This window comes from Pseudomonas sp. CGJS7 (assembly GCF_036961695.1).
Genome location: NZ_JBAMDI010000201.1, coordinates 1 through 13,596, shown reverse-complemented (window position 1 = coordinate 13,596; position 13,596 = coordinate 1). Strand labels below are relative to the sequence as shown.

General features: G+C 67.9%; 13 protein-coding genes. 10 read left to right on the top strand and 3 right to left on the bottom strand.

What is annotated here, in order from left to right; genetic code table 11:
• Positions 1 to 584 precede the first annotated feature (584 nt).
• From V7787_RS50080 to V7787_RS50065, 4 genes are all read left to right on the top strand, one after another.
• Entirely contained in the window at positions 585 to 2,195 is a 1,611-nt protein-coding gene (locus V7787_RS50080; protein ID WP_336095012.1) for a carboxyl transferase domain-containing protein, read from the top strand.
• 615 nt (positions 2,196 to 2,810) lie between these two features.
• Entirely contained in the window at positions 2,811 to 3,458 is a 648-nt protein-coding gene (locus tag V7787_RS50075) for a bactofilin family protein (protein WP_336095011.1), read from the top strand.
• On the top strand, positions 3,455 to 3,829 hold the full coding sequence (locus V7787_RS50070) for a hypothetical protein (RefSeq protein WP_336095010.1): 375 nt from the start codon (positions 3,455 to 3,457) through the stop codon (positions 3,827 to 3,829). Before V7787_RS50075 ends, V7787_RS50070 begins: the two co-directional genes overlap by 4 nt.
• A 36-nt stretch (positions 3,830 to 3,865) precedes the next feature.
• Entirely contained in the window at positions 3,866 to 4,405 is a 540-nt protein-coding gene (locus V7787_RS50065) for a hypothetical protein (RefSeq protein WP_336095009.1), read from the top strand.
• A 39-nt stretch (positions 4,406 to 4,444) separates the two neighbouring features.
• On the opposite strand, the gene V7787_RS50060 is transcribed toward V7787_RS50065, so the two are convergent.
• Genes V7787_RS50060 through V7787_RS50050 form a run of 3 tightly spaced genes read right to left on the bottom strand, consistent with a single transcriptional unit; the run spans position 4,445 to position 6,882 of the window.
• The gene (locus V7787_RS50060; RefSeq protein ID WP_336095008.1) at positions 4,445 to 4,687 is read right to left on the bottom strand and encodes a DUF6587 family protein; all 243 of its coding nucleotides are present in this window, start codon (positions 4,685 to 4,687) and stop codon (positions 4,445 to 4,447) included.
• 3 nt (positions 4,688 to 4,690) lie between these two features.
• Positions 4,691 to 6,637 (bottom strand): ferrous iron transporter B, encoded by a 1,947-nt coding sequence (gene feoB / locus V7787_RS50055; protein WP_336095007.1) that lies wholly within the window; start codon positions 6,635 to 6,637, stop codon positions 4,691 to 4,693.
• The gene (locus V7787_RS50050) at positions 6,634 to 6,882 is read right to left on the bottom strand and encodes a FeoA family protein (RefSeq protein WP_336095006.1); all 249 of its coding nucleotides are present in this window, start codon (positions 6,880 to 6,882) and stop codon (positions 6,634 to 6,636) included. The genes feoB and V7787_RS50050 overlap by 4 nt, the downstream gene beginning before the upstream one ends.
• 132 nt (positions 6,883 to 7,014) lie before the next feature.
• On the opposite strand from V7787_RS50050, the gene V7787_RS50045 reads away from it, so the two are divergent.
• The 6 genes from V7787_RS50045 to V7787_RS50020 form a co-directional block, all read left to right on the top strand.
• Positions 7,015 to 7,797, top strand: a complete 783-nt coding sequence (locus tag V7787_RS50045; protein ID WP_336095005.1) for an enoyl-CoA hydratase/isomerase family protein — start codon at positions 7,015 to 7,017, stop codon at positions 7,795 to 7,797.
• A gap of 360 nt (positions 7,798 to 8,157) precedes the next feature.
• Positions 8,158 to 8,547: a VOC family protein gene (locus tag V7787_RS50040; protein WP_336095004.1), complete on the top strand. Its 390-nt coding sequence runs from the start codon at positions 8,158 to 8,160 to the stop codon at positions 8,545 to 8,547.
• Positions 8,548 to 8,824: 277 nt separating this feature from the next.
• Positions 8,825 to 10,843, top strand: coding sequence for an acetyl/propionyl/methylcrotonyl-CoA carboxylase subunit alpha (locus V7787_RS50035; RefSeq protein WP_336095003.1), 2,019 nt, complete (start codon positions 8,825 to 8,827; stop codon positions 10,841 to 10,843).
• 296 nt (positions 10,844 to 11,139) lie between these two features.
• Positions 11,140 to 11,955: a hypothetical protein gene (locus V7787_RS50030; protein ID WP_336095002.1), complete on the top strand. Its 816-nt coding sequence runs from the start codon at positions 11,140 to 11,142 to the stop codon at positions 11,953 to 11,955.
• 51 nt (positions 11,956 to 12,006) lie between these two features.
• Positions 12,007 to 12,708 (top strand): hypothetical protein, encoded by a 702-nt coding sequence (locus V7787_RS50025; protein ID WP_336095001.1) that lies wholly within the window; start codon positions 12,007 to 12,009, stop codon positions 12,706 to 12,708.
• Positions 12,705 to 13,596, top strand: an 892-nt coding sequence (locus V7787_RS50020; RefSeq protein ID WP_336095000.1) for a hydroxymethylglutaryl-CoA lyase, incomplete at its 3' end; no start/stop codon positions are given. The genes V7787_RS50025 and V7787_RS50020, both read left to right, overlap by 4 nt.

The window sequence follows — 13,596 nt, the reverse complement described above, 5'->3', positions numbered from 1 at the left end:
TGCCGCCAAGGCCGCCAACGCGACCGCCGACGCCGCGCAGAACGTCGCCGACAAGGCCGACGCCGCTGCCGCCGAAGCCAAGAAGGAAGAAGCCAAGCACTAATCGGCTTGCGCTTGAGTTCACTGAAAGGCCCGCGAAAGCGGGCTTTTCTTTTGCCCGATGGTTTTGTCGGTGCCTGCCCGCGGATGCGGGCTTTTTGTTTTGCGCGCAGGCGGATTCCGATCGCGGAGATTCCCATGCGCTTTACCCACGCACGTTCCCGCCCCCTCTCCCGCTTGCGGCGCCCGAAGGGTGTGCAAGGCTGAGAGGGGTGGGGTGAGGGCTGCGCTATCCGCGCGATGACGATTCGTCGCAGCCCCCTGCCCTCACCCTAGCCCTCTCCCGCAAGCGGGAGAGGGAACCAAGCCGCCGGCATTGGAATCTTCTCGCCCAGGCGCGGAGCGAGCGAACCAGGCCATCGCCAGCTTTGTGCTTTTCGTACGCATACGCCTGCGTTTGCTCAAGCGATCCAGGCAAAAGTGATTGGCCGGCGGCGACGCTTTATGCTTTGATGCCGCGTCCAAGCAATCCGGCCGTCTTAGCAATGCCCGCGATCACTTCCCAGCTCGACCCGCGCTCGCAAGATTTCCGCGACAACGTCGCCTACCACCAAGCGCTGGTCGAGGAACTCGACGCGCGGCTGGCGCGCGCCGCCCACGGCGGCGGCGACAAGGCCCGGGCCAAGCACACCGAACGCGGCAAGCTGCTGGCGCGCGACCGCATCGCCGCCCTGCTCGATCCGGGTTCGCCGTTCCTGGAAATCGCCCCGCTCGCCGCCGAAGGCATGTACGACGACGCCGCGCCCGCCGCGGGCATGGTCGCCGGCATCGGCCGCGTGCAGGGGCAGGAAGTGGTGATCGTCGCCAACGACGCCACCGTCAAGGGCGGCACCTACTTCCCGATGACGGTCAAAAAGCATCTGCGCGCGCAGGAGATCGCCCGCGAGAACCGCCTGCCCTGCATTTATCTGGTCGACTCCGGCGGCGCGTTCCTGCCGCTGCAGGACGAAGTGTTTCCGGACAAGGAACACTTCGGCCGCATCTTCTACAACCAGGCCCGGCTGAGCGCGGAAAACATTCCGCAGATCGCCGTGGTCATGGGCAGTTGCACCGCCGGCGGCGCGTACGTGCCGGCGATGTGCGATGAATCGATCATCGTCAAGGAACAAGGCACGATCTTCCTCGGCGGCCCGCCGCTGGTGAAGGCCGCCACCGGCGAAGTGGTCGACGCCGAAGCGCTCGGCGGCGCCGAGGTGCACACCAGCGTGTCCGGCGTGGCCGATCATTTCGCCGAAGACGATCGCCACGCGCTGCAGATCGCGCGCGAGATCGTCGGCAACCTCAATCGCCGCAAAGTCTTGCCGGTGACGGTGCAGCCCTCGCGCGATCCGCTGTATGCGGCCAATGAGCTGTACGGCATCGTGCCCAAGGACACCCGTCGCCCGTTCGACATCCGCGAGGTGATCGCGCGCATCGTCGACGGCAGCGATCTGCAGGAATTCAAGGCGCGCTACGCCAAGACCCTGATCACCGGCTTCGCCCACGTGCACGGTTATCCGGTCGGCATCGTCGCCAACAACGGCATCCTGTTCGCCGAGAGCGCGCTCAAGGGCGCGCACTTCATCGAACTGTGCAATCAGCGCGGCATCCCGCTGGTGTTCCTGCAGAACATCACCGGCTTCATGGTCGGCAAGAAGTACGAAAACGCCGGCATCGCCAAGGACGGGGCCAAGATGGTCACCGCGGTGGCGTGCTCGCACGTGCCCAAGTTCACCGTGGTGATCGGCGGCAGCTTCGGCGCCGGCAACTACGCCATGTGCGGCCGCGCTTACGGCGCGCGCTTCCTGTGGATGTGGCCGAACGCGCGGATCAGCGTGATGGGTGGCGAACAGGCGGCCTCGGTGCTCGCCACCGTGCGCCGCGACGGCATCGAGGCCGCCGGCAAGGTGTGGACGCCGGAGGAAGAAGAAACCTTCAAGTCGCCGATCCGCGATCAGTACGAAAGCCAGGGCAACCCTTACTACGCCAGCGCGCGTTTGTGGGACGACGGCATCATCGATCCGGCCGACACCCGCCGGGTGCTGGGCTTGGCGTTGTCGGCCAGCCTCAATGCGCCGATCGAAGATCGCACCCGGTTCGGCGTGTTCCGCATGTGATCCCGCGGGCCGCGATGCGTCGCGGCTTCGCCACGTTCTTCGTTGTCGGCCGGGCGAATCGGCCGACGCTTTCGATCCCGATTCGATCGCTGTAACGCGATGCGCTTCGGTGCGCATCGCGATCGATCCATCCGCTCGCCGCGTCCGCGCATGATCGCGCGCTCGGAATGTCCGCAACGCAATCGTCGTTGTCGCTACGCAGCTGAAATCGCGCGGCTGCGCGTTCGCACACCTCCGTCGCCAAACAAGCCCGCCGCCGCGGCGACATCGCCGACGAATCCGGCCGCTTTCGTTTGCATCCATGCACGCGCGCATCCCGACCGGGATCGCCGCACGCCGGCACAAGCATCGGCACCGCACCGCCGCGCCTGTTCATCGTCCTGAAAAACTTCTGAATTATTTTTGCCATCACGGACGCGGCGCGTTTGCATGAATGCGCGCCGGATCAGGGCTTTCTTCCATCGCGCCGCTGCCTGCGAAAACTGAACTGGATCCAGCTTTTCCGGCTACTCGGATTGGTGAGATGCATCACAGTGGGCGCTTCGTATCAGCGTGTTAGGCTCCAAAGTTCACGCGTGTCATTACCTGATCCCCCGACCTGAGGAACACCGCGTCATGGCCATCTTCAACCAGCCCGCCCCGCCCAAGCGCGACAATCCGCTGCCGCCGCAGCAGCCGGAAACCGCGCTCAAGCGCGAACCGGACACCCTCAACGAATTCTCCTTCGGCCAGCCGGCCGCGCAGCCCGCTCCGGTCGCCGCCGCGCCCGCGCCGACACCGGCGCCCGCGCCGCGTCAGGCCGAGCAGCCCGCGCTGAAGGAATCGCTGATCGCTTCGGATCTGTCGATCGAAGGCAAGATCCACGGCTCCGGCCACATCCGCATCGCCGGCCGCTTCAAGGGCGACGTCCAGGTCGAAGGCGATCTCACCGTGGAACTGGGCGCCAAGCTCAACGGCGGCGTGCGTGCGCGCAAGGTCGTGATCGCCGGCGAGCTGGAAGGCAACATCGAGGCGGCGCAGCGGGTGGAATTGCTGGAAAGCGGCGTGGTGATCGGCGACGTCAAGGCCGGCGTGGTCACTGTCGCGGCCGGCGGACGGGTCCGCGGTCAGGTCGAATTCGGTTGGGAAGACAGCGGCAAGTCGGTGGCGCGCAACGACGCGGGCAAGTCCGACCGCGGCGACAAGAGCGCCGACAAGAACGGCGGCGACAAAAATGCCGACAAGAGCGGCGGCGCCAATACGGAGACCGGCGCCGACTCATGAGTGCGCCTCGCCAGGGCTTGCCCGGGGCGACGCGCATCTGCCCGCACTGCAAGGCGACGATTCTCGAAACCGCGAGCGTCTGCCCTGCGTGCCGCCATCACCTGCGTTTCGATTCCGACGCCAACGCGCAAGCGGCGAAACGATTTTCGCCGCTGCACGTGGAAGGCACGATCCGCCATCCGCCCAGCGACGGCGCTTGGGAATACTCGATGGTTTTATCGATCAAGAACGACCGCGGCGAGGAGATCACCCGCCAGGTGGTCGGCGTGGGCGCGCTGTTCCCCGGCGAGGAGCGCACCTTCACCCTCTCGGTCGAAGCGTTCGAAGCGGTCGGTTACAAGGCCGCGAACAAGGGCCGGTTGCGTCGCTGAGCGGCGGCGCGCCGGTGTCACAGGAAAGGACCCCCGATGTCGGAACCCGCTTCGCTGTATGCACGCTTCACCCTGAGCCACGAACGATACGAAGCCTTCATGAATTCCGCGCCGGCGCGTCCGGCCGCGTTCGCCGATTGGCAGGCCTGGCTGGACCGGCGTTCGATGGCCGGCGACGCCCAGGCGGCGCCGGAGATGCTGACCGAGCCGGGCGCGGCGACGGTGGCCGACGTGATCAAGGCCTGGCGCGAAGACCCGTGGACCGGCACGCCGCCGGTGGAATACGACGAACTGCGCCGCACCTTGCGCATCGCCATGCTGCAGGCGTCGGAGAACTACCACGAGATGCTGCATCTGCTGACGCCGCTGCGCGGCGCGGCGGCGTTCTCCGATCCGGGCGCCGACGACTTCATCGTGATCCTGGATTTTCTCTGGGGCGACAACGAAGTGGCCGCGTATCTGGCGCTGGGCGATGGCCGCAGCGCATTCGTCGAGCAATGCCCGCCCGCGCATCGCGATGAGGCGCTGGGCCATCTGCGCGACGCCATGAGCTACATGCAAGAACGCGAACGCTGATCCGGCCGCGGCGCGCACCGCCGCGCCGCTGTCCGTTATTCAGTCCGAAGGCCCGCAGCTGTCGCAGCCGCCGCAATTGGGCCCGGACGCGCGCGCCGCCGGCGCGATGCGCTTGCCCAGGTTGCGCATCCATTGCGGCCGCCCTTCGCGCACCAGCGGCAACGCGCAGGCGATGCGCAGGCGGCGCACGCCGCTGGGGAACTGCTTGCGCGCGACCACGACCGCGCTGATCAGCACCGCGATCGCGATCACCACGTATTGCACCAGCAAGCCGGCGTCCATGGCTCAGCCCGCCCCCAGCGCCACGGCGACCTGATAGGTCAGCAGCGACGCCAGATACGCCAGCGCGAACAGATAACCGGCGCTGATCGCCACCTGCTTCCACGAACCGGTTTCGCGCTTGATCGTGGCCAGGGTGGACAGGCACTGCGGCGCGTAGATGAACCACACCAGCAGCGACAACGCCGTCGCCAGCGACCAGCCGTCGGTGATGATCGGGCTCAGCGCCTGGGCCGCGGCATCGTCGTCGGCGGCCGCGACCGCATACACAGTCGCCAGCGAAGCCACCGCGACTTCGCGCGCGGCCATGCCGGGAATCAGGGCGATGCAGATCTGCCAGTTGAAGCCGATCGGGGCGAACACCGCGGTCATCGCGTGGCCGATGCGGCCGGCCAGGCTGTAGTCGATCGCCGGCAACGTCGCGTTCTCCGGCGGGCCGGGGAAGTTCAGCAGCACCCACAGCAGGATCGTCAGCGCCAGGATGATGCCGCCGACCCGGCGCAGGAAGATCCACGCCCGCTCCCACAAGCCGATCAACAGATCGCGCGGATGCGGAATGCGGTAGGACGGCAGCTCCAGCAACAACGCGTGTTCGCTCTTGTCGCGGCGCCACTTCTTCATCACCCACGACACCATCAGCGCGCTGAAGATGCCGGCCATGTACAGGCCGAACAGCACCAGCCCCTGCAGGTTCAGCACGCCCCAGACCTTCTGTTGCGGAATGAACGCGCCGATCAGCAAGGCGTACACCGGCAGCCGCGCCGAACAGGTCATCAGCGGCGCGACGATGATGGTGGCCAGGCGGTCGCGCGGGTCCTGGATCGAGCGCGTGGCCATGATGCCGGGGATCGCGCAGGCGAAACTCGACAGCAAGGGAATGAACGAGCGCCCGGACAGACCGGCGCCGGCCATCATCCGGTCGAGCAGGAACGCCGCGCGCGGCAGGTAGCCGGATTCTTCCAGCGCCAGAATGAAGGCGAACAGGATCAGAATCTGCGGCAGGAACACGATCACCCCGCCGAGGCCGGCGATGATGCCGTCCACCAGCAGACCGCGCAGCGGACCTTCCGACAGGCTGCGCAGCGTGGCTTCGGACAACACGCCGCGCAGCGGGCCTTCCACCGACATCAGGGTATTGGCCGACTCGCCGACCCAGGCGGTGCCGGCCTCGATCGCGTCCATCAGCGGCGTCGCCCAGGCGTACACCGCCTGGAAGATCAGAAACATCACCGCCGCCAGCGACAGCAGCCCCAGCACCGGATGCAGCAACCAGCGATCGAGCGCATCGTCGACCTTGGCGGTGCGGGTCGGCATCTTGACCGTCAATTCCAGCAGGCGCCGGGTTTCGGCGTGCAGGTCGGCGCCTTCGGGTAGGTGCGTGCGCGGCTCGTGCGGCGCGGCCGCGACCCGCTCCAGCGTCGCCACCAGCTCGCGCGCGCCATCGCGCTTGACCGCCACCGTCGGCACCACCGGCACGCCCAGCTCGCGCTCCAGCGCGGCCAGGTCGATGTCGATGCCGCGACGTTTGGCCGCATCCATCATGTTGACCGCGACGATCATCGGCCGGCCGAGTTCGCGCAGTTCCAGGGCGAAGCGCAGGTGCAGACGCAGGTTGGTCGCATCGACCACGCACAGCAGCACATCGGGCGCGCGTTCGCCGGGATAGAAGCCGCGCAGCACGTCGCGGGTCACCGCTTCGTCCAGGCTGGCGGCGCCGAGGCTGTAGGCGCCGGGCAGATCGAGCACGGCGAAATCGCGGCCCGAGGGCGCGTGCAGGCGGCCTTCCTTGCGCTCGACGGTGACGCCGGCGTAGTTGGCGACCTTCTGCCGGCTGCCGGTCAGCAGATTGAACAGCGCGGTCTTGCCGCAATTGGGATTGCCGACCAGCGCAACGCGCGTGTGCTGCGCGGGTTCGTCTCTGGGTGCGGCGAGGGCGGGCGCGGCGGCGCTCATGTCTGCGACTCCAACAGGGCGACCCGGACGCGCGCGGCCTCGCTGCGGCGCAGCGCGAAACGGGTGTAGCCGATCTGCACCAGCAGCGGCTCGGCGAAAATCGGGCCGCTGGCCATCACTTCGACCCGCTCGCCGCCGACGAAACCCAATTCGCGCAGACGCTTGGCGATGGTGTCGTTGGGCGTGAGGTCATCGACGGCCTCGACCGTGGCCGCAGTACGGCGCGGCAGTTCGGACAGCTTCAAGAGGTGGCTTCCACGAAGGGTGGCGTCCCAAATGGGAATTGTTCTCATTCTAGCACCGACCGCCGTACAGGGGCGGATGCCGCAGCCTGAACGGTATCATCCGCCAACTCCCACAAACTCCCGTCCATGCCGATGAGCCACCCGCTGTTGAGCCTGCGCGAGGGCCCCGTCGCCCGCCTGCGCCTGAACCGCCCCGAATTGCACAACGCCTTCGACGCGGTGCTGATCGCCGCGCTGACCGGCGCGCTGGAGGCGGTCGCCGCCGACGACAGCGTGCGGGTGGTGGTGATCGAGGGCGAAGGCGCCTCGTTCTCGGCCGGCGCCGACCTCAACTGGATGCGCGGCATGGCCGCCGCCGGCGAGGCGGAAAACCGCGAGGACGCCCTCGCCCTGGCCCGGCTGATGCGCACGCTCAACGAACTGCCCAAGCCGACCCTGGCCCGGGTCCAGGGTGCGGCCTTCGGCGGCGGCGTCGGTCTGGTGGCCTGCTGCGACATCGCCATCGCCGCGCCGGAAGCCAAGTTCGGCTTGACCGAGAGCAAGCTGGGGCTGCTGCCGGCGGTGATTTCGCCGTATGTGATCGAAGCCATCGGCGCGCGCCAGTCGCGGCGCTGGTTCGCCAGCGCGGAAATCTTCGATGCCGCCACCGCGCACCGGATCGGGCTGTTGCACGAGGTGGTGCCGGCGGAAAAGCTGGATGCCGCGATCCAGCAGCAGATCGGCTTGTTGCTCAAGGCCGGCCCGCACGCGGCCGCGCAGGCCAAGACCCTGGTGCGCCGGGTCGCCGGTGAGCGCGACGGCGCCAAGCTCGATGCCGACAACGCCGCGCTGATCGCGGGCTTGCGGGTGTCGGCGGAGGGGCAGGAAGGCCTGTCTGCGTTCTTGGATAAGCGCAAGCCGGTTTGGTGCGAGTGATTGTTGGCTGTGGCAGGCCAATGATCCGGTAGCTGCAACCACAGCCCCCTGCTCCGTTATTCCACGCTGTCGTCGCTCCACACCGCCGCCATCCGCACTACCACCATCCCGCACCAGCGTCATCCCACACCACCGTCATTCCGGCGAAAGCCGGAATCCATTTTGATCTTGCTCTTCGCAATGAACAGCCGAAAACCAAGCAAAGTCAAAATGGATTCCGGCTTTCGCCGGAATGACGGGATCTGAAGGTTCTTGAGTTCCGGCTTTCGCCGGAATGACGGGATCTGAAGGTTCCTGAGTTCCGGCTTTCGCCGGAATGACGGATCAATCGTTCGAACCGCACCACTCCCGGAGTCCGCCATGTTCGACCACCTCGGCTTCGCCGTCTCCGATCTGCCGCGCAGTCGGGAGTTCTACCAGCGCGCGCTGGCGCCGCTGGGCTACGGTCTGGTGATGTCGCTCGACAAGGAACAAACCGGCGGCTACGAAGGCCACGCCTTCGGCCCGCCGGACCAGCCCGTGTTCTGGATCGGCACCGGCGCGGGCGTGTCCAGCGGCCTGCATGTGGCCCTGCGCGCCCGCTCGCGCGAGCAGGTCGATGCCTTCCACGCCGCCGCCATCGCCGCCGGCGGCCGCGACAACGGCGCGCCGGGGCTGCGGCCGCACTACGGGCCGGATTACTACGGCGCGTTCGCGCTCGATCCGGACGGCAACAACATCGAAGCGGTCTGCCGCGCTTCGGGCGATTGAAGCGCGCCACCGACATCGCGACGGCGAACCGCGCGCGCGGCCGGCGTTGCCGTTCCCCGGCTTCGGCACTGCGCCGTATGGACATGCCCGTGGCGATGGAAAGTCACACAAACGCGGTCACCGTCGCGCTATCGCGCCCGCTAGGCGCAACGATCAGGCGACACGCCGCCCCCGCTTCGGCGAGAATTCACCGATCGCGTCCGCCCCACCGCGGCGCGACCGGTTCAGAAAGCCTCCTCTTTCCCGCGCCGACGCGCCCCGACTTGCGATGCAATCCATGTTCGAAAAGATCCTGATCGCCAACCGCGGCGAAATCGCCTGTCGGGTCATCCGCACTTGCCGCAAGCTCGGCATCCGCACCGTCGCGGTCTATTCCGAGGCCGACGCCGACGCCCAGCACGTGCGCCAGGCCGATGAGGCCTACCCGATCGGCGGCCCGCGTCCGGCCGACAGTTACCTGCGCGGCGAGGCGATCATCGAAGTGGCGCGCGCCAGCGGCGCGCAAGCGATCCACCCCGGCTACGGCTTCCTCAGCGAGAACGCCGACTTCGCCGACGCGGTCGAAGCCGCCGGGATCGCCTTCATCGGCCCCAAGGCCGCCTCGATGCGCAAGATGGGCAGCAAGGCCGGCGCCAAGGAGCTGATGCAGGCCGCCGGCGTGCCGGTGGTGCCGGGCTACACCGGCGAGAACCAGGACCCGACCCTGCTGCACGGCGAAGCCGACCGGATCGGCTATCCGCTGATGATCAAGGCCGCCCACGGCGGCGGCGGCAAGGGCATGCGGATCGTGCGCGAGAGCGGCGAGTTCCTGGCCAACCTGGAAAGCTGCCAGCGCGAAGCGCGCAACGCCTTCGGCCGCGACCGGGTGCTGCTGGAGCGCTACGTCGAGCGCCCGCGCCACATCGAAATCCAGATCTTCGGCGACGCCAACGGCCAGGTGATCCACCTCAACGAGCGCGAATGCTCGGCCCAGCGCCGTTACCAGAAGGTGCTGGAAGAATCGCCGTCGGTGTTCCTGACCCCGGAACTGCGCGCGCAAATGGGCGCGGCGGCGGTGATGGCCGGACAGGCGATCGACTACGTCAACGCCGGCACGGTCGAGTTCATCGTCGGCCAGGACGGCGGTTTCTACTTCATGGAAATCAACACGCGGCTGCAGGTCGAGCATCCGGTGACTGAGCTGGTCACCGGTCTGGACTTGGTCGAATGGCAGCTGCGCGTCGCCGCCGGCGAACCGCTGCCGCTGCCGCAGGACGCCATCGTCCAGCGCGGCCACGCCATCGAAGTGCGCCTGTACGCGGAAGATCCCGAAGCCGGCTTCCTGCCCGGTTCGGGCAAGCTGGAACGGCTGCGCCTGCCGCGCGCCGACGCCCACGTGCGCCTGGATTCGGGCGTGATCGAAGGCGACACGGTGACGATCTTCTACGACCCGATGATCGCCAAGATGATCGTGTTCGACGCCGACCGCCCGCGTGCGCTGGCGCGCTTGCGCGGCGCCCTGGCCGCGAGCGAAATCGTCGGGCCCAAGTCCAATATCGAATTCCTGGAACGGCTGGCGCGGCATCCTTCGGTGGTCGAAGGCACCATCGACACCGGTTATCTGGACCGGCATCTGGATGAGTTCATGCCGGCGGCGAGCGCGGACGAAGCGGCCGATCGCGATTTGCTGATCGGCGCGACCGTGACCGAATTGCTGAGCCAGGAACAACGCACCCGCGAAGACGCCGGCGCCTCCAACGACCCGACCTCGCCGTGGGCGATCGCCGACGGCTGGCGCCTGGGCCACGGCGGCCGCCGCAGTCTGGCGTTCCTGCGCCGCGATCAACGCCTGGAATTGCAGGCGCACGGCAGCGGCGGCGATTACCGGATCGAAATCCCCGCCCTGGACGCCGCCGCGCACAGCGTGCAAGGCGCGCGCCTGAGCGAAGGCGAACTGAGCCTGCGCATCGACGGCCGCGCGCGCCGGCTGAGCGCATTGGGCGACGGCCACCGCGTGGTGATGCACGACGGCGAACGCCGCCTGCGTCTGGAAGCGGTGCCGATGTACCGCCACGAAACCAGCGCCGCCTCCGGTTCGGGCAACAACGTCAACGCGCCGATGCCCGGCCGCGTGGTGGTGGTCAAGGCCGCGCCCGGCGACACGGTCGAGGCCGGCCAGGAAGTGATGGTGATCGAGGCGATGAAGATGGAGCTGAGCCTGAAGGCGCCGCGCGCCGGCACTGTCGCCGAAGTCCGCGCCGCGGCCGGCGATTTCGTCGAGGCCGATGCGGTGCTGGTGACGCTGGAAACGGCGTGAGCCTGTAAGGACCGTCAGGCCGCGCGGATTGCTTCGGCATTGCCCGCGCGGCCGCCAACGCGCGGCTGGTTCGGTTCTGGCGCAGTCGCCAAGTCCACTGCCAACAACCGGCCCACGCCCGCGCCGTCGCCCATCTGCAGCCATCGCCCAAAACCAGCCTCCGGCGCTTGACCGCCGCCCCCGCACGCGCCAAATAATGGCCGCGCAAGTGCGTCAATCCCGGCTGGGAGCGCCGGATTCCTCGGTCGCCGAACTCTCGGCGGCCATTGGTCTTTGCGTTCTATGGAGGGATTTCCATGCCTTTGCTTATGCAGTCGCCGCGGGCGACCCGGCGTTTCCCCTTCGTTCTGATCCTGGCCGCGTTGGCGTTGCTGGCCGGATGCAGCACTACTGCCTTCGAATCGCCGCCGAGCGGCGCCCAGGTCGCCTGCGATCCGCGCCTGGTGGGCAATTGGCTCAGCGGCGAATGGGGCGAACAAGGCGCGTCCGCCCCCAAACGCGGCGATGAAGACACCGAAGCGATGAGCATCCGGCCCAAGGACTGCGGCTTGATCGTGCGCAGTACCGGCCAATGCCCGTCCGACCTGATCGGCTACACGTTTTCGTATCTGCCCGACCGCACCGGCGGCTACATCATCGCCACCGAAGCCACCCAAGCTACCGAGCCCGATTCGTGCAGGCGCATGGACGCGCGGCAATCGGAGGAGTCCGACGACGACGCCCAATCGTTGCGCGGGCGTTACATGCTCCTGCGCTACCGGCTCGGCCCGGACCGCATCGCGATCCACGCCATCGACACGCCGAAGATCGCGCGAATGATCCTCACCGGCAAGCTGCGCGGCAGTGTCGAGAACCAGGCGTTCGGCATCGAAGACCGGGCGATCGGATCGATCGAACAATTCGATGCGTTGCTGCGTCGGCTCAAGGTCGACGACGACGAACCGCAGCTCGCCGCCTCGGTGCGCGGCACCAGCGCGCAAGTCGACGCGCTGCTGGCTTCGCGCAAGGATCTGTTTTTCGCCACGCCCGGCGCGGTGCTGATCCGCGACGGCAAACCGCCCGCGCCCGCCGCCGCGAAAAAGCCCGCAGTTGTCGGCAACGCATCCCGCTGAAGCGGGCCGCGTTCGTTACCAAACCGAATCATCACGCGCTCGGAGGTCGCCATGGTCCTGCCCGCTTCCCGCCACCACCTTCATGCCGAGGTTTCCTCGCGCGCCCGCCTGCTGCGCCTGACCCTGGCCGGCGCGCTCGCGGCGCTGTCCGGCTGCGTGGTCTTCGACCGCGCCCCGGTGAGCGAACTGAGCTGCGACCCCGATCTGCCCGGCACCTGGAACCTCAAGGCCGACGGCGGCAGCAAGATCATCCACATCGACGCGCGCTGCCACACCGACAACTGGCCGGGCCTGCGCGAGCAGCCGGTGGCCCTGGACCTGACCGGCTTCGTCCTGGGCCGCAACCGCTACATCGTGTTTTCGCCCGCCGACGCCGAACGCGCGCTCGGCGCGGAGGGCAAGCCGCTGAGCACCGGCCTGGCCAAGGGCGCGGCGGTGTCCAAGGACGCGGTGTTCCTGGTGCTGTACCGGCTCGAAGGCGACCGCGCCAGCGCCTGGCTGGCCGATCCGGCGCTGGCCTTGAACGCGGTCGCCCAAGACCGTCTGCACGGCGGCCGACTGGATGAGCAATATGCGTTGATCCGCAACGACCCGCTGCCGTCTGAGCGTAAGATCGACAACCGAAACGCGCTGGTCGCCGAAACCCCCGACCGCTTGCGCGTGGTACTGGGCGAGCAACCCGAATTGCTGTTCGCCATCGACCGAAAATCCGCGACGCTCACCCGCGTCAAGAAAGAGACCGCGTCCCCATGACTTACCCCGCTTCCGTCCGCATCGTCGAAGTCGGTCCGCGCGATGGACTGCAGAACGAAAAGTCCAACATCGCCACCGCCGACAAGATCGCGCTGATCGACCGCTTGTCGGCGACCGGTCTGCGCAGCATCGAGGCGACCAGTTTCGTCAGCCCCAAATGGGTGCCGCAACTGGCCGACGCGGCCGAGGTGTTCGCCGGCATCCATCGCAAGCCCGGCATCCACTACCCGGTGCTGGTGCCCAACGAGCAAGGCTACGAGCGCGCGCGCGCGGTCGGGGTGGAGGAAATCGCGGTGTTCACCGCCGCCTCGGAGGCGTTCAACCGCACCAACATCAACGCCAGCATCGACGAATCGCTGGCCCGCTTCGCACCGGTGATGGCGCGCGCCAAGGCCGACGGCGTGGCGGTGCGCGGCTATGTCTCCACCGTGCTCGGCTGTCCCTACCAGGGCGCGGTGCCGGTCGCCGATGTGGTCCGCGTGGCCAAGGCGCTGTTTGAGATGGGCTGTTACGAGATTTCGCTGGGCGACACCATCGGCGTGGGCACGCCGGGCAAGGCGCGGGCGATGTTCAAGGCGGTCGCCGCCGAGGTGCCGCTGCAGGCGCTGGCGGTGCATTTCCACGACACCTACGGCCAGGCGCTGTCGAACATCCTGGCCTGCCTGGAAGAAGGCGTGGCGGTGGTCGATTCGGCGGTGTCCGGCGCCGGCGGCTGTCCCTACGCCAAGGGCGCCAGCGGCAATGTCGCCAGCGAGGACGTGGTCTACATGCTGCACGGGCTGGGCATCGAAACCGGGGTGAATCTGGACGCTCTGGCCGAAACCGGCCGCTGGCTGGCCGGGCTGCTGGGTCGCGAGACCGGCAGCAAGGTCGGCAAGGCGCTGGCGG